This window comes from Longimicrobium sp., from assembly GCA_036389135.1.
Lineage (GTDB): Bacteria > Gemmatimonadota > Gemmatimonadetes > Longimicrobiales > Longimicrobiaceae > Longimicrobium.
Genome location: DASVQP010000021.1, coordinates 15460 through 37974, shown reverse-complemented (window position 1 = coordinate 37974; position 22515 = coordinate 15460). Strand labels below are relative to the sequence as shown.

The window sequence follows — 22515 nt, the reverse complement described above, 5'->3', positions numbered from 1 at the left end:
AAGGCGGCTGAAGCCGGCTCGCGGGCCGCAACCAATCCGCGAAGGCGGATTTCGCGTGGTTCCAGCGGCGAATTGATTCGCTCCTTGAAGCGGGCTGTTGGCTGGTCGGCGGGACATGGGCAGACACGTGGGTGTGCCCCTACCGGATCTGCGCGTAAGGCGGGCGTCGAGACGGCGCTTAGGGTGGGCGCGATGAATCGCGCCCCTACGGTCTGGGTGCGCGGCATCGAGGCCCACCGGACGAATCTCCTCCCCGAGTCCGCGCAGGCGGACTTTGTGCTGTTGTTGCAGCGAGTTCACTCGCCACAACGGAAAAGGCGGGCCCCGGCTCTTCAGCCGGGGCCCGCTCCGCATCAGTGGTCTTCGCGGCTGCCGTAGCCGTCGGGCACGGGGCGGGTGGGGGGCTCGTAGGGGATGCCCTCCTCGGCGGCGAGACCGGCGTCGTGCGTGCCGTAGGTCTGCTGCTCCAGGTCCTCCATCAGGTGCCCCGCCGTGTCCGACTGGTAGACGAGGTTGGGCTCGCCCATCTGGTCGTCCACCTCCACGTCCTGGGTGAAGGCGTCGTCGGCGGCCTCGGGGGCCTCGCCGCGGTGCAGCTCGTCCACGATCAGCTGGTTGTCCAGCTCGGCGACGCCCACCACGTCCGTCAGCGCCTGCGCGGCGATGGATGCCTCGCCGTCGCTGGAGACGCGGCCGGAGAGCGTCACCCGGCCACCCTGCACGGAGACGTTGATCCAACCCATGTCCAGCTCGGGATACTCGCCGAGGTGCTGCACGACGACGTCGTAGATCTCGTCGTCGGTCATGTCCGTAAGGTCGAACGGGTTGAACTCCTGAGCCATGCGCCCCTCCGTGCGGGTCAGAAGTGGAACGCCGCCCCCACGCTCACGCCGGCGTTGCCGTTCCACTCGTTGATGTCTGCGTTGCGGGCGGCCGCGAATCCTTCGGGCACCGCGAGCCGCCAGATCCGGTAGCTCAGCTCCGTGCGCAGCGAGAAGCGCGGCGTGGGAAACCAGTCGATTCCGGTTCCGGCGCCTACCGCAAAGGCGGGGCCGAAGCCGAAGCGCTCGTCGTCGGGCAGATCCTTCTCCCCGCCCTGCGCGCCGCCGATCTCCGCGGCCAGGCCGCCGGTGCCCATCAGGTACGGCGCCAGGCCGCGCCAGGTGCGGTCGCCGGTGATGTGGAAGCGGATGCCGGCCTCCAGCATCGCGATGGGCGCGCTCACCAGCTCGCCCGTGTCGATCACGCCCACGAACGCCGAGTCCTGCCCCTCGGCGGCCGAGATCACCCTGCGCTCGCTGGGGACGAAGCTGAGCGCCACGTTCCCCGAAATCGGCCCGCCGAAGCGCCGGTTGTAGCGCGCCGTGATCATGGGCGCCGAACGCGGCCCGAACTCCGCCGTGATGGAGTCGGTGACGGCCAGCTCGGGGTCGGTGAACAGGTAGCCGCCCATGACTTCCACCGACGACTTCTTCTCGATGTAGCGGAAGGGGGAGGGCACGGTCTGCGCCTGCGCGGCGCCGGCACCCAGGGCGAGCAGCGCGAGCGCGGGAAGCAAGGTCCGCGAAAGTCGGTTCATCGGGATGACGGAAAAGGTTGTCTTCTATACGCCAACGGCCCCGGACGGCGGCCGTCACGGGACCGTTATAGGCCGGGCAAGCTATGGTTTGTTCCACTGTGCGCGCAAGAAAAAGCATCACACAGAGGACACGGAGGGAACCGCAAGGGCACAGAGAACCCTCTTTGTGGTTCTTTTCGTTGCCTCTGTGTCTCCGTGTGAGACCGCTGTTCGTCTTTTGGCGCGCTAGCGTTCCCGCAAGTCTTTGCCCGTCATCGCCGGTGGCTGCGGGACGCCGATGAGGCCGAGGATCGTGGGCGCTACGTCGCACAGGGCGCCGTCGTGGAGGGCGGTGGCGGTGCGGCGGCCCTCCGGCTCCACCAGGATGATGCCGACCGGGTTGGTGGTGTGCGCGGTGTGCGGGCCGTTGGTGGTGGGGTCCCACATCTGCTCGCAGTTGCCATGGTCGGCGGTCATGAGGAGCGTAGTGCCCGTCTCGCGGCAGGCGGCGAGCACCTGGCCCAGGCCCTCGTCCACCGCCTCCACGGCGCGCACCGCGGCCTCCATCACCCCCGTGTGCCCCACCATGTCAGGATTGGCGAAGTTGCACACCAGCACGTCGTACTTCTGCGACCGGATCGCCTCCACCAGACCGCGCGCCACCTCCGGCTCGCTCATCTCCGGCTGCAGGTCGTAGGTGGCTACGCCGGGGGACTGCACCAGGCGGCGGTCCTCGCCGGCGGGGGGGTCTTCCACGCCGCCGTTGAAGAAGTAGGTGACGTGCGGGTACTTCTCCGTCTCCGCGGTGCGAAAGGAGGCCAGGCCGTGCGCCGCCAGCACGTCGCTCAGCTTGTCCTGCAACGGCTGCGGGGGGAAGGCGGCGGGGAACGGGAAATCCCCGTCGTACTGCGTCATGGTGACGAGCTCGATGCGCGGCGCGCCCGGGCCGCGGTCGAACTCCGTGAAGCCGGGGTCGGCGAGGGCGCGGGAGAGCTGGCGGGCGCGGTCCGCGCGGAAGTTGAAGAAGATGGCGCCGTCGCCGTCGCGCATCAGGCCCGCGGGCGCGCCGGAGGCATCCACCAGCACGCGCGGGTTCACGAACTCGTCCGTCTCGCCCGTTTCGTACGCGTCCTCGATGGCCTCGATGGGGTCGTGGATGGGGAGGCCCTCGCCGTACACCATCGCGCGGTACGCACGCTCCACGCGGTCCCAGCGGCGGTCGCGGTCCATCGCCCAGTAGCGGCCGCAGAGCGTAGCCACGCGGCACCCGCCCCGCTCCCCCGCCCTTCCAAAGAGCTCCGTCAGGTAGTCGCGCCCCGAGCGCGGCGGCGTGTCGCGGCCGTCCAGGAAGACGTGGACGCGCACGTTGGGCACCTGCTCGCGGTCCGCCAGCTCGCAGAGGGCCAGCAGGTGCTCGTCCACCGCGTGCACCCCGCCGGGGCCGATGAGGCCGATCAGGTGCAGGGTGGCGCCGCGCTCCTTGACCCCGCGGATCACCTGGAGGAACGCCTCGTTGGCCGCGAACTCCCCCGTCTCGATGGAGGTGGCGATGCGCTGGAGCGACTGCATGACGACGCGGCCGGCGCCCAGGTTCAGGTGGCCGACCTCGCTGTTCCCCATCTGCCCCGGCGGCAGCCCCACGGCCGGGCCGTGCGTGGTGAGGCGGGCGCGCGGGTAGCCGCCCTCCTCCCACAGGTGGCGCCAGGTGGGGGCGTTCGCCACCGTAACCGCGTTGTCGTCCGCGGGCTCGCGCAGCCCCCACCCGTCCAGGATCACCAGGGCGGCGCGGGGATGGTGTGCGGAGAGGTCGCTCGGGTCGCGCATGTGGGCCGGGAACATACGGTTGGCTTGACGGGCGGGGTGGAGACTGCCTACCTTTGTCTCCATCCCGTCTGGATAGCCGAATCTACTCCGCGCCCGGCCGCGTCCGCCACCCCGGCGGATCGCCTCCGGCCCGCACCCGCTCCATCCCCGCGTTCGCACTCCGCGCATCCGCCGCTGACCATCCCCCGATCGAGCAGAGCGGTCCCCAGGACGGCGCACGAGCCGTCCCGGAGCCGTGGCCGCAATCCCGGCCGCCCGATCCCGAACGACCCGCCGCCAGGAGCTTCCATGCCCGTTCCGGTCCGTGCCCTCGCCGCCCCCGCCGCCATTGCGGCAGCCGTCGCCGCGCTGGGGATGTCGCCCCCGGCGCGCTCGCTTGCGCCAGTCACCTGGAGCAGCGAGGCCGCCACGCGTCCCGATCCGGACGCCGCCGTGCGGCTGGGGCAGCGGGCGTTCGGGCGCAGCGGTGCGCTGCGGGTGGTGACGACGGACCCGCGCCGGCCGCTGAGCCTCCCTATCGAATGGACCGCGGAGCCCGCGCCCGAGGCCGCCTACCGCTGGCTCCCGGTGACCCCGGTGCGCAGCGGCATTCTGGGCGGCGAGGCGAAGCTGGCGACCGGCCTGGTGGCCCCCGCCGATCCCGGCATCTACCGGCTGTCGCTGAGCGCGCCGGGCATCCAGCAGGTGATGAACGAGCTGCAGGTCATCACCCTGGTCCCCTTCTCCGAAAAGCGCGGCGGCTACCTGAACGGCTACCGCATTGGCGCGTACGAGACGGAGACGGACGGGATCGTGGACGCGTACGCGCCGCCGTCGGGCTTCATCGAGGTGACGCCCGAGAACCAGGACCTCCAGGTATCGACGCACTTCCGCCTGCGGAACTTCCTCACCAAGGACCAGTTCGGCGTGTGGCCCAAGTACCTCGCGCTGGACATGCGCCTCATAGACAAGCTGGAGCTGGTGCTGCAGGAGCTGAACGCCATGGGCGTGCGCGCGGAGAACGTTGCGGTGATGAGCGGCTTCCGCACCCCCGCGTACAACGTTCAGGGCCTCGAACAGGGGCGTGCCCTCCTCAGCCGCCACACCTACGGCGACGCGTCGGACATGTGGATCGACAACGACCGCGACGGCTACATGGACGACCTGAACGGCGACGGCCGCCGCGACACGGACGACGTGATGGTGATTCGCCGCGCCGTGGACCGCGTGGAGGAGCGCTTCCCCGAGCTCAAGGGCGGCGCGGGCGTGTACCCGGACAACGGCGCCCACGGCCCCTTCATCCACATCGACGCGCGCGGCACCTTTTCGCGCTGGTAGCCACGCGGCGAAAAGCCTCGCACAGAGACACAGAGGGGAAAGCAAGAACACGGAGAACCTCTCCCGGTGTTCTTTCTGTTTCCTCTGTGGCTCTGTGTGAGGCCATCTGTTTTACGTTCCTCCTGCCGGTGGACGTTCGGTCGCGGCGCGGGTAGATTGCGTGCGGAAGTGAAGCGAGCGAAGCAACCCGAACTGACGAGCCGGCCATGCTGGTCGTGATGAGACACGATGCGACCCCCGAGGACATCCAGGGCGTCGTCAATACGATGGAAGAGATGGGCTACGAGGCCCGCCCCATGCCCGGCAAGCAGCGCACCGCCATCGGCCTGGTGGGGAACGACGGCAAGGTCAACGCGGACCGGCTGGAGTCGCTCTCGGGCGTGATGGAGGTGATCCACGTCTCGCAGCCGTACAAGCAGGTCTCGCGCGAGTGGCGGGAGGAGAACACCATCATCACGCTGGACAACGGCACCCGCATCGGCGGCAACGAGGTGGTGGTGATGGCCGGGCCGTGCGCCGTGGAGAGCGAGGCGCAGATCCTGGGCGTCGCGCGCCGGCTCAGCGCGGCGGGAGCCACCATCCTGCGCGCCGGCGCCTTCAAGCCGCGCACCTCGCCGTACGCCTTCCAGGGGCTCGGCGAGCCGGGGCTGCGCCTGCTGGCCCGCGCCCGCGAGGAGACGGGGATGGCGATCGTAACCGAGGCGGTGGACCCCGAGAGCCTGGATCTGGTGGCCGAGCACGCGGACATCATCCAGATCGGCGCGCGCAACATGCAGAACTTCTCGCTGCTGCGCCGCGCCGGCAGGTCCGGCAAGCCGATCCTGCTGAAGCGCGGCATGGCGGCCACGGTCAAGGACCTGCTGATGTCGGCGGAGTACATCCTTGCCGAGGGGAACGGCAAGGTGATCCTGTGCGAGCGCGGGGTGAAGGGCTTCGACACGCACACGCGCAACCTGCTGGACCTCACCGCCATTCCGGTGGTGAAGTCGCTCTCGCACCTCCCCATCATCGCCGATCCCAGCCACGGCACGGGGCTGCGCGCCAAGGTGATCCCCATGGCGCGCGCCGCCGTCGCCGCCGGGGCGGACGGGCTGATGATCGAGGTGCACCCGGACCCGGAGCGCGCCATGTCCGACGGGGCGCAGTCGCTCTTCCCGGACCAGTTCGACACGCTGATGGACCAGATCGGCACCATCGCCGAGGCGATCGGGCGGGAGATGGCGGAGCCGCTGGCGGCGGCGCCCGCGCGCTAGTTGTCCAACAAGCCCCTGGGCGACCGCGGCGAGGAGATCGCGGCGCTCCACCTGGCCCGCGCCGGCTGGACGGTGACGCACCGCAACTTCCGGCTGGGGCACAAGGAGATCGACCTCGTCGCGCGCCGCGGCGAGGTCGTCGCGTTCGTGGAGGTGAAGACGCGCGCCGGGCTCGGCTACGGACACCCGCTGGAGTCCATCACGGCAAAGAAGCGCCGCGAGATCGCCCAGGTCGCGGGTGCCTGGATCGAGCGCTTCGGCGCGGACGGCGACGTGTACCGCTTCGACGCCGTGGCCGTGCTGGTGCGCGGCAGTGAGCCGGAGGTGGAGCACGTGGAGGATGCGTGGCGGATGTGAACGGCGGGGAATGGGGAATGGGGAAGGGGGAATCGTTCCTCGGGGCGATCCTGGCGGGCGGGGCGAGCCGGAGGTTCGGGGCGCCAAAGGCGCTCGCGGAGGTGGGCGGGCGACGGATCGTGGAGCGGGTGCGCGATGCTTTGCTGGATGCGGGGGCGGAGGTGGTGGTGATCGCGAACGATGCTTCCCTGTTCGCGGATCTCGGGGTGGAGCGGCGGGCGGATGATGTGGCCGGCGTCGGGCCGCTGGCGGGGATCGTCGCGGCGGTGAGGTGGGCGGCGGAGCGGCGCTGCGCGGGCGCGCTGTGCGTGGCGTGCGACATGCCTTTTGTGCCGGCGGCGCTGCTGCGGCGGATCGCGGAGGGTGCGCGGCCCGCGATCGTCGTGCCGGAGAGCCGGGGGCGGCGCGGGGTGGAGCCGCTCTGCGCGTGGTATCCGGTGGAGTGCCTCTCCACCGCGGAGCGGATGATCGCGGAGGGGTCGTGGGCGCTGCACCCGCTCCTGAAGCGCTTTCCCGCCGAGCGCGTGCCGCTGGCGGAGGTGGAGCGGTTTGGTGATCCGGAGGTCCTCTTCCTCAACGTCAACACCCCCGCGGACCACGAGCTTGCCGAACGAATCGCGGCCGATGTCCCGGCCTGAGATCCCCCCCGCCGTCGCCATCGTCGGGAAGAAGAACAGCGGCAAGACGACGCTCGTGGTCGCGCTCGCGGCCCGGCTGAAGCGCGCCGGCTACCGCGTGGCCACCATCAAGCACGGCCACCACGCCTTCGAGTCCGACGAGCCCGGCCGCGACAGCTGGCGCCACTTCAACGAGGGCGAGGCCGAGGCCAGCATCATGTGCGGCTCCGGCAAGGTGGCGCTGACGATGCGCATCGACGGCGAGCCCGACCCCGCGCAGCTCATCCGCGACTTCTACGCGGGGCGCGGCTACGACGTGGTGCTGGTGGAAGGCTTCAAGCACCGTCCGCTTCCGAAAATCGAGATCTTTCGCCGCGGCGTGCACGCGCACCCGGTCCACGAGCCGGGCAGTCCCGACGTGCTCGCCTTCGTCACCGACGACCTGGAGCTGGAGATGCGCGCCGCCTCGGCCGGCTCCGCCGTCATCCCGCTCGACCACGTGGGGACGCACGTGGACGCGGTGGCGCGGTTGATCGAACGCAGCGTGATCGGCCATGAGCGCTGAGCGGGCGGCGGACTGGCTCTCCGCAGCGGAGGCGCTGCGGGCGATCCTCGGGGGGGTGGCGCCGCTGGAGGCGGAGGAGCGGCCGCTGCTCGACGCGCTCGGCTACGTGCTGGCGGAGGACGTGTCGTCCACCGTCGACCTGCCGCCGTGGGACAACAGCGCGATGGATGGATTCGCGGTGCGCGCGGAGGACGTGCGCGGCGCATCGTCCGCGCGCCCGGTGGTGCTGCGCGTCGTCGATGACGTCCCAGCCGGCCGCTTTGCCGCGCACCCCGTCGGACCGGGTGAGGCGATCCGCATCATGACCGGCGCGCCCGTACCCGACGGCGCGGACGGCGTGATCCGCGTGGAGCACACCGACGGCGGCTCCGGGATCGGGACGGCGGAGGGCCGCGTCGCCATCCTCTCCGATGCGGATGCGGGGCGCAACGTTCGCCCCCGCGGCGAGGACGTGCGGCGGGGCTCGGTGGTGCTGCGCGCCGGGGCCGTGCTGCGCGCGGCGGAGATCGGCGTGGCCGCGTCGCTGGGCCGCGCGCGGCTGCGGGTGGTGCGGCGCCCCGTCGTCGCCGTGCTCGCCTCGGGCGACGAGCTGGTGCCGGTGGAGGAGTTCGCGGAGGTGGAGGCCGGGCGGCGCATCGTATCCTCCAACAGCTACTCGCTCGCCGCCGCCCTCGCGGAGGCGGGGATGGAGGCGCGCGTCCTCGGCATCGCGCCGGACGCGCCCGCCGGGCTGCGCGAGCACCTGGAGCGCGCGCGCGGATGCGACGCCGTCATCACCACCGCCGGCATCAGCGTGGGCGAGCACGACCACGTGCGGCGCGTGATGGCGGAGCTGGACACGGAGGTGGAGTTCTGGCGCGTGCGCATCCGCCCCGGCTCGGCGATGGCCTTCGGGCGGGTGGGTGCGCTCGGCGGGATCCCCTGGTTCGGGCTGCCGGGCAACCCGGTCTCCACCGGCGTCACGTTCGAGCTCTTCGTGCGCCCCGCCCTCATGCGCATGTGCGGCCGCATACGCATCCACTCGCCCACGCGGTACGCGGTGCTGCGCGACGCCTACCCCATGCGCGGCGAGCTGATGCACTTCCCCCGCGTCTCGCTCCGGCGGGAGGCGGACACCACCTGGGTCGCGCGCCTCACGGGCTCGCAGAGCTCCGGCGTCTCCAGCTCCCTCGCCGCGGCGGACGGCCTCGCGCTGATCCCACCCGGCCCTGGCCCTCGCGCCGGCCACATGGTGCGCGTCGTCTGGATCGGGGGGGCGCCGCTGGTGGAGGAGCCGCCGTTCAACGACGATGATTGCTGACATCCTCGTCCTGCGTGCCCGCACCCTGCGGCGGGCGGTGGCCGGCCTCGCGCGCGCGGAACCGGGAACGGCGCTCCTCTTCGCGCTCCTGCTCGCGATGGGCGGCTACCGGCTCTGGGGGTGGATGGGAAGCGCGCAAGGCTCCCGCGCCATCCTTGCGGCGCAGATCGTCCTCCTCGCCCTCGTACACACCGGCCGCCAGGATGCGCGCTTCCTGAGGCTCGCAGGCCGAAGCCCGCAGCGCACCTATCTGCTGGAGTACGCCACCCTCTCACTCGCCTTCTGGCTCCTTGGCGCGATTGCACCCGTGCCAGCCGTCCTGGCCGCGAGCGCGGGGGCTCCGCTGCTCTTTGCGTGGATGCCAGCCGGAGGAGTCGAGCGGCTGCTAACTTGGAGCCGGAACCGTCCGGTGCAGGGGCTTCCCCTCCCCGCCCGCGCGTTCGAGTGGACGTCGGGGGTGAGGCGCTACGGCGGCGGAATCTCTGTCGTCTACCTGGCTGCCGCGGCGCTTTCCGCCTACCCGGCCGTCGCGCTCGGCGGGATCGTACTGCTCGCCTGGTGCGTCTCGTTGTTCTACCTGGACGGCGAAGGGCACGAGCTGCTGGAGGCGTTCCGGAGGCGGCCGGCGGAGCTTCTGCGCTTCAAGGTGACGCAGGGCCTCGCGCTCTACGCGGCGCTTTGCCTGCCGCTCGTCGCGCTGTTCATCGTGCGGCACCCCGCGCTCGCCGGCGTGCTGGCGCTGGTGCTCGCGGGGAGCGCCGCGATCGTCGCGGGGGCCGTCCTCACCAAGTACGCCGTGTACCGCGAGGGAGGGCGGGCGGCCGTGGTCGGTCCGCTCGCGGTGCTGGTGCTCACGGCGTCGCTGGCACTGCCGCCGGTGGCGGCGTTCCTGCTGTTCCGGTTCTGGCGGATCGGTGTGGTCAACCTCGGCGCCTACCTCAATGATCTCGATTGAGAAGCTGACCGTGCGCTATGGGTCGACGCCCGTGCTGAACGGCGTCGACCTCGTGGTGGATGGCGGGCAGGTGCACGGGCTCGCCGGCCGCAACGGCGCGGGGAAGACGACGCTGCTGGACGCGCTCTACGGCTTCGTGCGCCCGAGCGGCGGCGTGATCCGCTTTCGTGGCGAGCCGCTGCGCAGCCGCGAGGTGGTGGGCTACCTTCCCGCGCAGAGCTTCTTCTATCCGAAGATCACGGGGCGGGAGTACCTGGGCGTCTTTCGCGGGGGCGACGCCGGCTTCGACGTGGCGGAGTGGAACCGCGTCTTCGACCTCCCGCTCGACCGGCTGGTGGAGACGTACTCGCTGGGGATGCGCAAGAAGCTGGCGCTGCTTGGGGTGCTGAGCCTGGGCCGGCCGGTGCTCATCCTGGACGAGCCGTTCAACGGGCTGGACCTGGAGACGAACCAGATCCTCACCCGCCTCTTCCGCGAGCTGGCGGACGCGGGGCACACGGTGCTCCTCACCTCGCACATCCTCGCCTCGCTCACCACCGGCTGCGACGCCGTGCACCTGCTGTCGGCGGGGCGAATCGAGCGCACCTTTCGCGCGGGCGAGTTCGATGGGATCGAGGCGCACCTGCTGGATGGGGAGGTTGCCGGAAAGCTGGAGCTGGTGCGGAGGCTGGTGGATCGCGGCGGGTGAGGGTGGGCGGGGGTCGGTCCCGCGAACACCGGGGGCTAAAGCCCCCGGCTGGAACTACGGGAAGCCCACTGAAGTGGGCTCGCGGGCCGCTGCCAGTCCGCGGAGGCGGACTTCGCGCGGTTCCAGCGGCGAATTCATTGGCGCCTGGAGCGGGGCTGCGGCGCATGATCGGGACACGGGCAGACACGTGGGTCTGCCCCTACGGGATCGGTGTGGAGGGCGGGGGTCGGCGTGGGGGAGAGGGCGGGCGCGATGAATCGCGCCCCTACGGTGCGGCGGCGGCGCCCCCATCCCGCCACACAGACGAATCCCACCCCCCGAGTCCGCGCAGGCGGACTTTGTGCTGTCGTTGCAGCGAGTTCACTCGCCCGGCCTGCCTGAGCATGATCAATCCCCTACCCCCGCAGCACCCCCGCCGCCGCCGTGTGCAGCCGCCCGTTGGTGGCGAGCGCCTGGGTCCAGGCGCCGACTGGGGAGCCGTCGAACTGGGTGTAGCGGCCGCCGGACTCGCGCAGGATGGCGTTCATGGGCGCGTAGTCCCAGTACGAGCCGGAGATGGGGTCGCAGAGGAGGTCCACGCGACCCGTGGCCACCAGGAAGTAGCCGTAGCCGTCGCCCCAGGTGCGGGCGAAGCGGGTGGCGCGCAGCAGGCGGTTGAAGCCGGCGCGATCCTCGTCTGTAGAGCGGTCGCGCCAGTACTCGTAGCCGCTCGTCACGAGCCGCGCGTCGCTCAGGTCGTCGCACTCGGAGACGCGGGCGGGGCGGCCGTTCAGCCACGCCCCGGCGCCGTCCGAGGCGACGAGCGTCTCCTTAAGGACGGGGAAGTGGCAGCAGCCCAGCGTCGGCACGCCCTCCTCCTCCAGCGCGATCAGCACGGCGTAGAGCGGCACGGCGGAGCTGAACGAGCGAGTGCCGTCGATGGGATCCACGATCCACCGGCGCCCGCTCTTCGAGGGCACGTCCTCCCCCTCCTCGCCCACGATGCCGTCGTCGGGGAAGGCGTCGCGCAGGGCGGCGCGGATGAACTCCTCCGCCGCGCGGTCCGCGATCGTCACCTCGCTCCCGTCGCCCTTGAACTCGACGGCGGCGCGCCCGTAGTGCTCCAGCGTGATCTCCCCCGCGCCGGTCGCGGTGCGTACGGCGAAGTCCATCAGGTTGTCGCGGTCTTTCATTCGATCGGTGCCGAGTTCAGGTGCTGGAATGCGCGGGGCGTACACAGTAGCAGTGGACCACGCAAAAGACGAGGCACAGAGATGACCTCTCTCTGTGCCTCCGTGTCTCTGTGTGAGCCCAATCCGTTCAGGGAGGTCCGCCGCCACCCGTCGGCGGACCGTCCGTTTGCGTGCTCTTGCGCTCCGGTGGCTTGCCGAAGCGGTAGGTGAGGCTCAGGCTAGCACTGCGCCCGCCCCACGAGGAGCGGCTCTGCGAAGTTCCCGCGAAGCTGGGATCGCGCGAGGTGAACCGCGTGCGGTAGATGTCGAACGGGTCCGCGAACCGGATGTTCATCGACGCCTTGCGGTTGAACAGCTCCTTGCGGACGCCCAGCTCCGTCCACGGCGTCGAGGAATAGCGCCCCTGCACCGACTCGCGCGCCGAGTTGACCCGCACCGAGGCCTGGATCCCCCACCCGCGCCCCGGCTGCAGGGTGGAGTTGGCGGTGAAGAAGTAGTTGCTCCCGCTCCGCGAATAGGCGCTCCCCAGGGCACCGGCATCGCGCTCGTCGTGGCTCGCGCCCACCGAGGCCGACGCGTTCCCCCAGCGCGCCGGCGTCAGCGACGCGTTGAGGCTGCCGCCGTAGGTCTCCACGACGGCGAGGTTCTGCGGGATCGTCGTGGACACCCCCGCGGCGCTCACCGTGCGGATGTACTCCACTTCGTTGCTGGTGCGGCGGAAGTACGGCGCCAGGCGCAGCGTGGCCACGCGCGTGCGCCAGCTCAGGTCGCCGCCGAGCGAGTGGGTGGCGGCGGGCTCCAAGTCGGGGTTCCCCAGGCGCACGTTCAGCGGATCGCTCTGCGTGACGTACGGGTTGAGGTCCCAGATCCAGGGCCGGCGCTCCCGGCGGGAGTAGTTGACCCGCATCGTGCGCCCCGGCTTGAATTCGAAGCTCAGGTTGGCGCTGGGGAGGAGGGAGAAGAAGTCGCGCTCGAAGCCCGGCTGCGCGTTCTCCAGCCGCGGCGCCAGATCCAGGCTCGTCATCTCCGCGCGGAGGCCGCCCTGCAGCGAGAGGCGCCCGATTTTGTGGCTCACGTTGGTGTAGGCCGAGTGCTGCGCCTGCCCAAAGGTGTACGACACGTCCGTCACCTGGCGCGGATCGCCCGCATCGAAGGGGGCGAAGTGGCGCATCGTCTGCTCGTTCGCCTGGTCTTCGAGGCTGGTGCGCACCCCCATCTCCAGGCGGCCGCCCTTCCCCGGCAGCGGGCGCATGTAGTCCGCCTTGGCGGTGAGGCTCGTGCGGTCCTCGCCGCCGCCCGTCAGGCGCAGCTCGGAGAGGGGGTCGCCGGTCTCCACCGCGCGCATGGTGGTGATCTCCTCCACGCGCCCGCTGCTCTCGTCGCCGGACCCGCTCCTGCGCACTTCGATCGAGAGCTCGTGCCGCTGCGCCTCCACGATGCGCCGGAAGCCCAACCCCAGGTCCGTCGCCAGGAAGTCGCTCTCGTAGTCGCCCACCCGGTCGTAGATGCGCGTGGGGGTGCTGTCCGCGTCCAGGATCTGGTTGTGCGAGAAGCTCTCGTTGCCCCACCCTCCCAGGTACGTGCTGGCGGAGGCCCAGAGCGTCTCGATGGGCCCCACGGTGAGCTCGGCCGTCAGGTCCGCGCTTCCGTGGAAGTTGTCGCCGGAGCCGCGCCGGTCCTGGTCCAGGAAGGTGACGGGCGTGGCGAGGAGGTTCTGCCGCAGCTCGCGCGACGCGTCGTCGTAGTTCATCAGCCGGCTGGACCCGCCGCCGAACAGCGTCAGCTTGCCGCGCTGGTAGGCGATCTGCCCCGAGAGGCCGTTGCCGCCACGGGTGGCGGCGTTCAGCGACACGCTCCCGCCCAGCCCCAGCTCCACGCCCTTGCGCAGCACGATGTTGACGATGGCCCCGTCGCCGCCCTCGAAGCGCACGGAGGGGTTGGGTATCACTTCGATGCGGTCGATGCGGTCCGCGGGGAGGTTGCGGATGAACTCGGTGAGCGCCTCGCCGCGCAGGGGGGAGGGGCGGCCGTTGATGTGGATGGTGACGGGGCGGTTCCCCACCATCTTGATGTTGCCGTTGAGGTCCACTTCCAGCTCGGGCAGCGTGCGCATCACGTCCGCCGCGCCGCCGACCGCCGCGGGCATGTCCCTGACGCTGTACACGTTGCGGTCCTCGGCGTGGACCACGGGAGGCCGCTCGGCACGCACCTGCAGCCCCTCCAGCGCCACCACGGCGGCCATCTTCAGGTCGCCCGCGTCCGCCAATCCCGCGGAGACGACGACCGGCTCCGACTGCGTGGTCTGGCGGCCGGTGTGGGTGGCGCGCACCACGTAGCTCCCCGGCGCGAGCCCCGTGATCCGGTAGCGCCCGTCCGCTCCGGCCACGCCACGCCCCACCGCCGCCGTGTCCGCCGGCAGCCGCGCCACGACCGCCACCCCCGCCAGCGGCCGCGACGTCTCCGCCGCCACCACGCGCCCCTGGATGCCGGCCACGGGGCGCTCCTGCGCCGAAGCGCTGGCCGCCAGCGCGAGCAGAGCCGGGATCATCAGCCGAACGAGGATTTTCATGGTGGATCGGGTGCGTTCGGGGGTGCGGCGGAAAGAGATTGCGCCGCTGGGGGAGTTCCAACGAATGAGATGTCCGGATTATGCCGCCTCGTGCGATACCGATCGCCCGTAGGGGCGTGATGAATCACGCCCCTACGGCGGATGGGACAGCGGGTGACGGTACAAGGTTGGAACGCCGGGCAGAAGCTCTCGGCCGCCGCCCTAACGATACCGTCATCTTATCGCTTCCCCGAAACCCAGATGCTCCCGCGCACCCAGAACCGCAGCGGCGCATCCGCGGCGCGCTTGATCCCGATGCGCGGGCCCGCCGCCACCTCGGCATCCGGGATGGATGCGCCGGGGGCGAACCAGAGGGGCGGACCGTCCACCAGCCCGCGGTTCTGCGCGCGGTCGATGGCGAGGGCGCGGGCCAGGTTGCCCGGACCGCGCATCAGCTCGTGGTCGGGCCGGCCGGGGCGCCGCTCGCGGGCGACGTCGATCCCCTCCACTGGACGCGCGGCGCGGATCAGCACCGCTGCGGGGAAGCCTTCCGCGCCCGTCGCTACGTTGATGCACCAGTGCATCCCGTAGATCAGGTACACGTACGCGGTGCCGGCGCGCCCGAACATCGGGTCGTTGCGCTCCGTGCGCCCGAAGCGGATGTGCGCGTGCGAGGCCTCGTCGTCCGGCCCGGTGTACGCCTCCGTCTCCACGATCTCCCCCGCCACGCGCCGCCCTCCCACCTCCGACACGATCAGCGCGCCCAGCATCTCGCGCGCGACGACGCCGGCGGGGCGGTCGTAGAAGGAGAGGGGGAGCGGCGCCGGCTCCACAACGGCGGAGCGCCGCGCCCGGGCGGACCCGGACGCGGCGCTCCGTTCAATGCCGTCGTGCATCACTCCGCCGGCGTGCCGTTGCCGCCACGCGCACGGCCACGCCCCCGCCCGCCCCGGCGCCCACGACGCGCGGCGGCGTCACCCTCGGGCGCGGGAGGAGTGGGCGCCGGAGCCTCCGGCGCGGGCGCTTCACCCGGAGGCGGAGCGGCCGCGGCACGGGGCCGCCCACGACCGCGCTTAGCCGCGGGTGCCTTCACGGCTTTCGCCGGCGGCGCGGGAGCCTCCGCGGCCGGAGCGGGTGCCTCGGCCGCCGGAGCGGCTTCGGCGGCGCGCGCACGGCCTCGGCCCCGGCGGCGCGGCGCCGGTTCCGCCGCGTCGACCACGGGTGCATCCTCCGTGACCACCGCCGTGCCCAGCAGCGTGGGATCGGTGTCGCCCACCACCTCGTCGGCGAGCGCGGCGGGGCTGAGCGCCTCGTCCACGCGCGCACGGCCCCGGCCCCGGCCGCGACGGGCACGGACGGGCGGCGCGGGCTCCAGGTCGGTCACCGCCTCGCCCACCAGCGTGGGGTCGGTGTCGCCGATCACCTCTTCGGCGAGCGCCGCAGGCGTCTCCGCGGCGGTCTCGCCGGGAACCACCGTAGCGGTCACGTCGCCCACCAGCGTGGGGTCGGTGTCGCCGAGGTACTCCTCCGCCAGCGCGGCGACGCTCTCCTCGCCCGCGGCGCGCCCACGCCCGCGTCCACCTCGGCGTCCGCGCGAACGGCGCGCGGGACGGGCGTCCTCCTCCCCGCCCTCGTCGCCCGTGGGCTCCGCGGCGGCCGATGCTTCGCCGGCCGATACATCGGCAGACGTTGTATCGGCACTCGGTGTATCGGCAGCCGTTGTATCGGCGACCGGTTCCGGGGAGTCCGTGTGCGCGGCTTCCGGCTGAGCCTCCGGGGCCTGCGCACGGTTGGGATCGGCGGCGAACTGGTCGAGCACGGTGCCCGAACGGCGGTCGCCCAGGAGCTGGCGGACGGCGCCGGGATCTTCCTCGAGCGCGCGGAAGACGTTCTCGCCAAAGGTGTCCACCAGCGCCTCGGCCGTCTTGCGCCCCACGCCCTTGTAAGCGCCCAGGTACGCAAGCGCGCCGTCGCGGTCGGTGGGGAACTCGAAGCCGGCCGCGGCGGGCTGCGCCGCGGGAGCCTCGGCCGCCGGGGCGGGCTCGGGCTGCGGGGCGGCCGTGGCCAGCCCTGCCACGTCGATCACCTGCCCCGGAAGAAGCGGCGGCGGGCCGGAGGGCGCACCACGCCCCCCGCGTCCACGTCCACGCGCCCCACCACGCGCCGCCACCTCGGCCGGAGCCGCGGGCGCGGGCGCCGGTGCGGCCGGCTCGGCAGCGACCGGTGCGGGTGCCGGCGCCGCCGGAGCGGGAGCCGGTGCCTCTTCCACGCGCGCCACCGGTGCCTCGGCGGCTGCGTCCCCGCCCGGCACCTGGCCGGGGAGGAGCGGCGGAGCACCTGCCGCCGCGCCACGTCCACGGCCCCGCCCGCGCCCGCGGCCGGCCGGAGCCGCCTCGGGAGCCGCGGCGGTGTCGGCGGCGGCCGCCGGAGCAACGCCCTCGGCAGCCGCGGTCAGCACCGGTGCCGGGAGACGGCCGCCGCCGGCCGGGAGCGCCACCTCGTAGCGGCCTTCCGCCACGTTGCGCAGATCGATCACGTTGTCTTCGTGGGCCTGGCGCAGGAAGCGGCTGAACTTGCTGAAGCCGAGCGGCGCCTCGTCGAAATCCCCCTGCATCTCGATCATACGGCGCTTGACGTCACCGTCGCGCGCGGCCTGGCCGGGGCCGCGGACCAGCGCGCGCGTGGCGTGCTGGAGGAGCGAGTACGCGTTGCGCAGCGGGTCAGCGGCGCGGCCCGCCGCCGGAGCCTCGGCCCGCGCGGCGGGAGCGGCAGCCTCAGCGGCGGGAGCTTCCGCGCGCGGCGCCTGGGGAGCGGCCGGCGCTTGCGGAGCAGCCTCGGCGGCGGGCGCCGGGGCAGCGGTCTCGGCGACCGGAGCAGGCGTCTCCGCAGCCGGAGCTGCGGGGGCACCGGCGACCTCGGTCAGGTCCAGCACCTGCCCCGGAAGGAGCGGCGGCGTGATCCCCGGAGCGGCGGCGCGGCCACGGCCACGTCCCCGCCCACGACCCCCAGCTGGAGCGGCGGCAGGAGCGGCCTCCGCGGCGGGAGCGGCGCGCGGGGGAAGCGGAGCGGCATCCAGCTCCGCGGCGCGGTCCACCGGGGGCGCCTCGGCGGCGGCGGCCGGGCGCGGGACTTCGACCGTGAAGTCGAGATCCGGCTCGTCCGTCGCGGCACCCGCGTCTCCGGCGGGGGCGTCGGCGAAGCGCGGGCGGTCCGGGCGGCCCCGGCCACGGTCGCGGTCGCGCCCACGGCCGCGCACGCGGTCCCGGTCACGCTCGCGATCCCGGTCGCGCGGCGGCGCCACCGGCGACGCGAATCCGCTGCCGGTGCCTTCATCCTCCACCGCGATCACCTCGAACTGCCCGGCGTCGTCGCGGCGCAGGCGGATCAGGCCGCGCTCTCCCGCGCGCTGCACGAACTTGCTGAACTTGCCGAAGCCCGCGTTCTTCTCGTCGAAGCCGGGGTCCAGTTCGATCATCACCTGCTTGAGGCGGTCCACACGCATCGAGTCGCCGCGCGTGGTCATCATGCGCGCCGCGCGGCCCACCAGCACCCACGGGTCCTCGGTGGGCCCCTCGCCCATGTTGGCGCGCGACAGGCCGGTGAGGGCGTGGTACGAGTAGTACTCGTCGCAGTTCTTGACGATCAGGTCGCTGGCCGACTCCTTCATCCCCACGCCGATCACGTACTTGCCGTACTCCTTGAGCTTCATCACGCAGCTCGAGAAGTCGGAGTCGCCGGTCAGCAGGATGAAGGTGCCCATCTCGGGCCGCGTGAAGCAGAGCTCCATCGCGTCCATCGCCATGCGCAGGTCCGTCGTGTTCTTCTTGGACGACCCCCACGAGGGCGCCCAGATCATGTCGATGTTGGCCTCGGTGAGCGGCACCACGTAGTTGGGGTACCGCCGCCAGTCGCCGTAGGCGCGGCGCACCGCGATCTTGCCGCGGAACACCTCGTTGTTGAGTAGGGTCTGCAGCTCGCGCCCCAGGTCGCCGTGGGCGCCGAGGGTCACGTTGTCGAAGTCGATCAGCAGCGCCGCGCTGCGCGTGGGCGGCTGCATGGGCTGTCCCTGCGGGGACCAGCTGTTGTATGGATTGTTCATGCTCTCGTTCAGTTCGTCGTTGATGCGACGAGACCCCTCCGCCTCGCACCCGCGCGCTCAAGGGCGGCGCGGAGGGACGGCGGGAGGGGCCAGGTCGGTTCAGGGCGACGGGGCGGCGTGCGGCGCGCTCATCGTGGTCGGCTGCTTTCGCCGGCGCTTATCATGCGCGCGAGCTCCACGCGCCGCACTTTGCCGCTCCCCGTCATGGGAAAGCTGTCGAGGAAGCGGACCAGGTCCGGGACCTTGTAGTCCGCGAGCACCTCACGGCAGAAATCCTTGATCTCTCCGCCGGTAACGATCGCCCCCTCGACGGGAACGATACAGGCGCACGATACTTCGCCGAAGACCTCGTCCGGGAGCCCGACCACCGCCACGTCCAGCACGGCGGGGTGGGCGTGGAGCCGGTCTTCCACCTCGCGGGGGTACACGTTGAACCCGCCGCGGATGATCATCTCCTTGCGCCGCCCCAGGATGTGGAGGAAACCCTCCTCGTCCAGCATCCCCAGGTCGCCGGTGGTGAAGAAGCCGCCTTCGGTGAGCACCTGGGCCGTCTCGCCGGGCTGGCGGTAGTACCCCTGCATCACCCCCGGGCCGCGGACCGCGATCTCCCCCACCGACTCTTCGGGGAGAACGGTGCCGTCCACGTCCAGGATCACGACCTCCGTGCCATCCAGCGGGCGCCCCACGGTGGTGAGCTGCTTGGCGGGCGGGTCGCCGGGGCGGGTGACGCTCACCAGCGTCCCCGTCTCGGTGAGGCCGTACCCCACGCAGATCCCCGGCACCAGCTGGCCGCGGATGCGCCCCACCACCTCTTCCATCACCGGCGCCCCGGCCACCACGCCCGTGCGCAGCGTGCTCAGGTCGCGCTCGCCCCGCGAGGGCTCGCGCATCGCCATGATGAACGAGGTGGGGACGCCGTGGTACACCGTCACCCGCTCGCTCTCCAGCAGGCGCAGCGCCTCCTCCGGGTCGTCGCGCTCCTGCAGCACCAGCGACGCACCGGCGGCCATCGTCCCCAGCACCCCCATCCCCAGCCCGAAGGCGTTGAAGACGGAGCCCACGCCGAACACCACGTCGCCCTCTTCCACCCCGATCACGTCCGCGGTGGCCGCGGCGGTCGCCAGGAGGTTGCGGTGCGACAGGCTCACCCCCTTGGGCTTCCCCATGGTGCCGCTGGTGTACAGGATGGCGAACAGCTCGTCCGCCGTGCCCGCGTGGCGCGGGTAGGGCCGCCCCTCGCCGCTGGACACCAGGTCCTCGAACTGGTGGATCCGGTCGTCGTACCAGAGGTCTTCCTCCCCCACCGAGACCACGTACTGCAGGTCCGGCAGGGCGGCCAGGAAGCCCTCGAAGCGGGCCAGGTAGTCCACCCCGTCCCAGTTCTCGGCCGTGATGACGGCGGCCGTCTCCGAGTGCCGCAGCATGTACTGCAGCTCCGGCGAGGTGAACTTGGGGTTGAGCGGCACGATGACGGCGCCCAGCTTGGCCGCCGCGAAGATGGCGACCACGAACTCGGGCCAGCTGGGCAGGGTGAGGGCCACGCGGTCTCCCGCCTCGATCCCCAGCTCGTGCAGGGCCGACGCGAGCGCGTCCGAGCCGGCGTCCACCTGCGCGTAGCTGAGCCGTCGGTCTCCGAAGGCGACAAAGGGCCGCTGCGGGTTCTCGCGGGCTCGCAGCGCAAGGCTGTCTGCCACCGTGAGCTCACCGAAGCGGTCGCGTAGCGCCATGGATCCTCCGTGCGGGTGAAACGGCCATGTTCCGGGTTCGGAACGCGACAAACATACACGCCCGCCCCCGCTCGCGTCAAACCGCTGTCCAACCTCCGCAACTGCATGCCTCGCACAGAGACACAGAGGCAACGGAAAGAAAAGGAGAGGGGTTCCGAATCTCCTTCCCGTCCTTTCCGTTTCCCTCTGCGTCTCTGTGTAAAACGGCCGTTCGGGGTTATCTTCCCGCCCCGTTGCCAGGAGTTCATTCCCGCACCGCAGGGCCCCGTTTGCAGCACGTTCCGCACTACCTGCGCGACCTCAACCCAGAGCAGCGCGAAGCCGCGCTCGCCACGCAGGGCCCCGTCCTGATCCTGGCCGGCGCCGGCTCGGGCAAGACGCGCACGCTGGTCTTCCGCATCGCGCACCTGCTGCGCACCGGGGTGGACCCGCGCAGCATCCTGGCCGTCACCTTCACCAACAAGGCCGCGCTGGAGATGCGGGAACGCGTGGCGAAGCTGGTGGGCAAGGAGGCCAAGGGCGTCCTCCTCTCCACCTTCCACTCGCTGGGCGCGCGCCTCCTGCGCGAGCACGGCACGCGCATCGGGCTCCCCAAGGACTTCTCCATCTACCCCACCGGCGACCAGGCGCAGATCGTCAAGCGCATCATCGCCGAAGAGGTGCACGTCGTCGCCACCGCGGGCGAGGACGTGTACGACGCCAAGAAGATCCTCTTCCAGATCGGCGACTGGAAGAACCGCATGGTGGACCCCGCCACCGCCGCGCGCGAAGTGTCCGAAGGGATGGTCCAGGGGAACCGCACGGACGACTACGCCGTGCTCGCCGCCGCCGTGTACCCGCGCTACGAGGCTTCGCTGCGTGCCGCCGGCGCCTGCGACTTCGACGACCTGCTTCTGCTACCCGTGAAGCTGCTGCAGGAAGACGCCGAGGTGCGCGAGCGGTGCTGGAAGCGATGGCGCTACATCATGATCGACGAGTACCAGGACACCAACGGCGCGCAGCTGGAGATGGCGCGCCTGCTGGCCGGCCCCCTCAAGAACCTGTGCGTGGTGGGCGACGACGACCAGTCCATCTACGCCTGGCGCGGCGCCGACGTGCGGAACATCCTGGACTTCGAGCGCCAGTTCCCGGGGTGCAAAGTCGTCATCATGGAGGAGAACTACCGCTCCACGCAGCGCATTTTGGAGGCCGCCAACGGCGTCATCGCCAACAACGCCACGCGCAAGGCGAAGACGCTGCGCACGGGGAACGGCCCCGGCCCCAAGGTGGACCTGTGGGAGTTCACCGAGGCCGCCCGCACCGCCGAGGAGCTGGAAGCGGAGATGGTGGCGCGCGAGATCGGCGTGCGCCGATGGCACGAGCAGCTCAAGTGGAACGACTTCGCCGTCCTCTACCGCACCAACCTGCAGGCCAAGCCGGTGGAGGAAGCGCTGCGGGTGGCCAACATCCCCTACCGGGTGATCGGCGGGCAGAGCTACTTCGACCGCAAGGAGGTGGCGGACGCGGTGGCGTACCTGCGCGTCATCATCAACCCGGCCGACGAGGTTTCGCTCCGCCGCATCATCAACTACCCCACGCGCGGCGTCGGGCGCACCACGCTGATGAAGCTGGTTGAGGACGCGCGCGACGCCCGCCGCTCGCTGTGGGAGACGATGCGGCACGTGGACGAGGTGGCGGCCGTGAGCCGGGCGCAGCGCGAGCCGGTGAAGCACTTCGTGGAGACGATCGAGGAGCTGCAGGTGGAGTACCGCGCCACCGAGGCCGCCATCGCCGCCGGCCAGGTGGAGGAGCGCACCCTCTGCGGCTTCGCCCGGGAAGCCGTCAAGCGCCTGCGCCTGGAAGAAGCCGTGCGCGCCGACAACGCCAAGAGCGAGCGCGCCGCCGAGGTGCGCGTGGAAATCCTGCGCGACTTCATCGCCTCCATCGGCACCTACGAGGAGCGTACCTGGACCGCGCAGCCCCTCCCCGACGAGGAGGACGACTGGAACCCGCCCGCCCTGCGCGACTTCCTGGAGCGCATCTCGCTCAGCGAGGACGACGACAAAAAGGACAAGGAGGAGGACGAGCCGGACCGCGTCACGCTGATGTCGATGCACGCGGCCAAGGGGCTGGAGTTTACCCACGTCTTCATCATCGGCCTCGAGGAGGAGATCCTCCCCCACTCGCGCAGCGTGCAGGCCGTGACCGAGGAGACCGACGAGAACGGGATCGACCCCATCGCGGAGGAGCGGCGCCTCTTCTACGTGGGGATCACCCGCGCGCGGCACCGCCTGACCCTTTCCGGCTGCGCCACCCGCCAGCAGCGCGGCGGCTCCATCCCGCGGCAGCCCTCGCGCTTCCTCAAGGAGATCCCCGTCGATCTCATCGAGCACCGCTCCGGCCAGTCCCGCACCTCCCTCGCCCCCGAGGAGGCCAAGGAGATGAAGGAGAACTTCTTTGCGCGGATGAAGGAGATGCTGGCGCAGGGGGGGTGAAGGGGGGGTGCCGGGTTCGCCGGGGGCTGAAGCCCCCGGCTGGAACCACGGGAAGGCGGCT

General features: G+C 71.6%; 17 protein-coding genes. 9 read left to right on the top strand and 8 right to left on the bottom strand.

The window, feature by feature from the left end:
• Window positions 1-353 precede the first annotated feature (353 nt).
• The 3 genes from VF584_04730 to gpmI form a co-directional block, all read right to left on the bottom strand.
• Window positions 354-842 carry a BON domain-containing protein gene (locus VF584_04730; protein HEX8209475.1) on the bottom strand — a complete coding sequence of 163 codons (489 nt, stop codon included), beginning with the start codon at window positions 840-842 and terminating at the stop codon, window positions 354-356.
• 17 nt (window positions 843-859) lie between these two features.
• On the bottom strand, window positions 860-1579 hold the full coding sequence (locus VF584_04725; protein ID HEX8209474.1) for a hypothetical protein: 720 nt from the start codon (window positions 1577-1579) through the stop codon (window positions 860-862).
• Window positions 1580-1804: 225 nt separating this feature from the next.
• Entirely contained in the window at window positions 1805-3397 is a 1593-nt protein-coding gene (gene gpmI, locus VF584_04720; protein HEX8209473.1) for a 2,3-bisphosphoglycerate-independent phosphoglycerate mutase, read from the bottom strand.
• Between the two features lie 273 nt (window positions 3398-3670).
• Here gpmI and VF584_04715 point away from each other — a divergent pair, with 273 nt between their 5' ends.
• The 8 genes from VF584_04715 to VF584_04680 all read left to right on the top strand — a co-directional run bounded on the left by VF584_04715 (window position 3671) and on the right by VF584_04680 (window position 10434).
• A complete protein-coding gene (locus tag VF584_04715; GenBank protein ID HEX8209472.1) occupies window positions 3671-4699 on the top strand; it encodes a hypothetical protein in 1029 nt (342 codons plus the stop codon).
• Window positions 4700-4905: 206 nt separating this feature from the next.
• Window positions 4906-5952, top strand: coding sequence for a 3-deoxy-7-phosphoheptulonate synthase (gene aroF / locus VF584_04710; protein HEX8209471.1), 1047 nt, complete (start codon window positions 4906-4908; stop codon window positions 5950-5952).
• A complete protein-coding gene (locus VF584_04705; GenBank protein ID HEX8209470.1) occupies window positions 5953-6309 on the top strand; it encodes a YraN family protein in 357 nt (118 codons plus the stop codon).
• Window positions 6297-6947: a molybdenum cofactor guanylyltransferase gene (locus tag VF584_04700; GenBank protein ID HEX8209469.1), complete on the top strand. Its 651-nt coding sequence runs from the start codon at window positions 6297-6299 to the stop codon at window positions 6945-6947. The genes VF584_04705 and VF584_04700 overlap by 13 nt, the downstream gene beginning before the upstream one ends.
• Window positions 6934-7491 (top strand): molybdopterin-guanine dinucleotide biosynthesis protein B, encoded by a 558-nt coding sequence (mobB, locus tag VF584_04695; GenBank protein HEX8209468.1) that lies wholly within the window; start codon window positions 6934-6936, stop codon window positions 7489-7491. The genes VF584_04700 and mobB overlap by 14 nt, the downstream gene beginning before the upstream one ends.
• On the top strand, window positions 7481-8791 hold the full coding sequence (gene glp / locus VF584_04690) for a gephyrin-like molybdotransferase Glp (GenBank protein HEX8209467.1): 1311 nt from the start codon (window positions 7481-7483) through the stop codon (window positions 8789-8791). The genes mobB and glp overlap by 11 nt, the downstream gene beginning before the upstream one ends.
• Window positions 8781-9746 (top strand): hypothetical protein, encoded by a 966-nt coding sequence (locus VF584_04685; protein ID HEX8209466.1) that lies wholly within the window; start codon window positions 8781-8783, stop codon window positions 9744-9746. Before glp ends, VF584_04685 begins: the two co-directional genes overlap by 11 nt.
• Window positions 9733-10434 carry an ABC transporter ATP-binding protein gene (locus VF584_04680; protein ID HEX8209465.1) on the top strand — a complete coding sequence of 234 codons (702 nt, stop codon included), beginning with the start codon at window positions 9733-9735 and terminating at the stop codon, window positions 10432-10434. Before VF584_04685 ends, VF584_04680 begins: the two co-directional genes overlap by 14 nt.
• A gap of 395 nt (window positions 10435-10829) precedes the next feature.
• On the opposite strand, the gene VF584_04675 is transcribed toward VF584_04680, so the two are convergent.
• The 5 genes from VF584_04675 to VF584_04655 all read right to left on the bottom strand — a co-directional run bounded on the left by VF584_04675 (window position 10830) and on the right by VF584_04655 (window position 19980).
• Window positions 10830-11606, bottom strand: coding sequence for an inositol monophosphatase family protein (locus tag VF584_04675; GenBank protein HEX8209464.1), 777 nt, complete (start codon window positions 11604-11606; stop codon window positions 10830-10832).
• 127 nt (window positions 11607-11733) lie between these two features.
• Window positions 11734-14175, bottom strand: coding sequence for a TonB-dependent receptor (locus VF584_04670; protein ID HEX8209463.1), 2442 nt, complete (start codon window positions 14173-14175; stop codon window positions 11734-11736).
• A gap of 218 nt (window positions 14176-14393) precedes the next feature.
• The gene (locus VF584_04665) at window positions 14394-15050 is read right to left on the bottom strand and encodes a DNA-3-methyladenine glycosylase (protein ID HEX8209462.1); all 657 of its coding nucleotides are present in this window, start codon (window positions 15048-15050) and stop codon (window positions 14394-14396) included.
• On the bottom strand, window positions 15050-18253 hold the full coding sequence (locus VF584_04660) for an NYN domain-containing protein (protein HEX8209461.1): 3204 nt from the start codon (window positions 18251-18253) through the stop codon (window positions 15050-15052). The genes VF584_04665 and VF584_04660 overlap by 1 nt, the downstream gene beginning before the upstream one ends.
• A 128-nt stretch (window positions 18254-18381) precedes the next feature.
• Window positions 18382-19980 (bottom strand): class I adenylate-forming enzyme family protein, encoded by a 1599-nt coding sequence (locus tag VF584_04655; protein HEX8209460.1) that lies wholly within the window; start codon window positions 19978-19980, stop codon window positions 18382-18384.
• 269 nt (window positions 19981-20249) lie between these two features.
• Between VF584_04655 and VF584_04650 the strand changes: the two genes are divergently transcribed.
• A complete protein-coding gene (locus VF584_04650) occupies window positions 20250-22454 on the top strand; it encodes a UvrD-helicase domain-containing protein (GenBank protein HEX8209459.1) in 2205 nt (734 codons plus the stop codon).
• Window positions 22455-22515: the final 61 nt, after the last annotated feature.

Coding starts and splice junctions, on each gene's coding strand:
- VF584_04730 (HEX8209475.1), bottom strand. CDS start 842: ATGGCTCAGGAGTTCAACCCGTTCGACCTTACGGACATGACCGACGAC.
- VF584_04725 (HEX8209474.1), bottom strand. CDS start 1,579: ATGAACCGACTTTCGCGGACCTTGCTTCCCGCGCTCGCGCTGCTCGCC.
- gpmI (HEX8209473.1), bottom strand. CDS start 3,397: ATGTTCCCGGCCCACATGCGCGACCCGAGCGACCTCTCCGCACACCAT.
- VF584_04715 (HEX8209472.1), top strand. CDS start 3,671: ATGCCCGTTCCGGTCCGTGCCCTCGCCGCCCCCGCCGCCATTGCGGCA.
- aroF (HEX8209471.1), top strand. CDS start 4,906: ATGCTGGTCGTGATGAGACACGATGCGACCCCCGAGGACATCCAGGGC.
- mobB (HEX8209468.1), top strand. CDS start 6,934: ATGTCCCGGCCTGAGATCCCCCCCGCCGTCGCCATCGTCGGGAAGAAG.
- glp (HEX8209467.1), top strand. CDS start 7,481: ATGAGCGCTGAGCGGGCGGCGGACTGGCTCTCCGCAGCGGAGGCGCTG.
- VF584_04685 (HEX8209466.1), top strand. CDS start 8,781: ATGATTGCTGACATCCTCGTCCTGCGTGCCCGCACCCTGCGGCGGGCG.
- VF584_04680 (HEX8209465.1), top strand. CDS start 9,733: ATGATCTCGATTGAGAAGCTGACCGTGCGCTATGGGTCGACGCCCGTG.
- VF584_04675 (HEX8209464.1), bottom strand. CDS start 11,606: ATGAAAGACCGCGACAACCTGATGGACTTCGCCGTACGCACCGCGACC.
- VF584_04670 (HEX8209463.1), bottom strand. CDS start 14,175: ATGAAAATCCTCGTTCGGCTGATGATCCCGGCTCTGCTCGCGCTGGCG.
- VF584_04665 (HEX8209462.1), bottom strand. CDS start 15,050: ATGCACGACGGCATTGAACGGAGCGCCGCGTCCGGGTCCGCCCGGGCG.
- VF584_04660 (HEX8209461.1), bottom strand. CDS start 18,253: ATGAACAATCCATACAACAGCTGGTCCCCGCAGGGACAGCCCATGCAG.
- VF584_04655 (HEX8209460.1), bottom strand. CDS start 19,980: ATGGCGCTACGCGACCGCTTCGGTGAGCTCACGGTGGCAGACAGCCTT.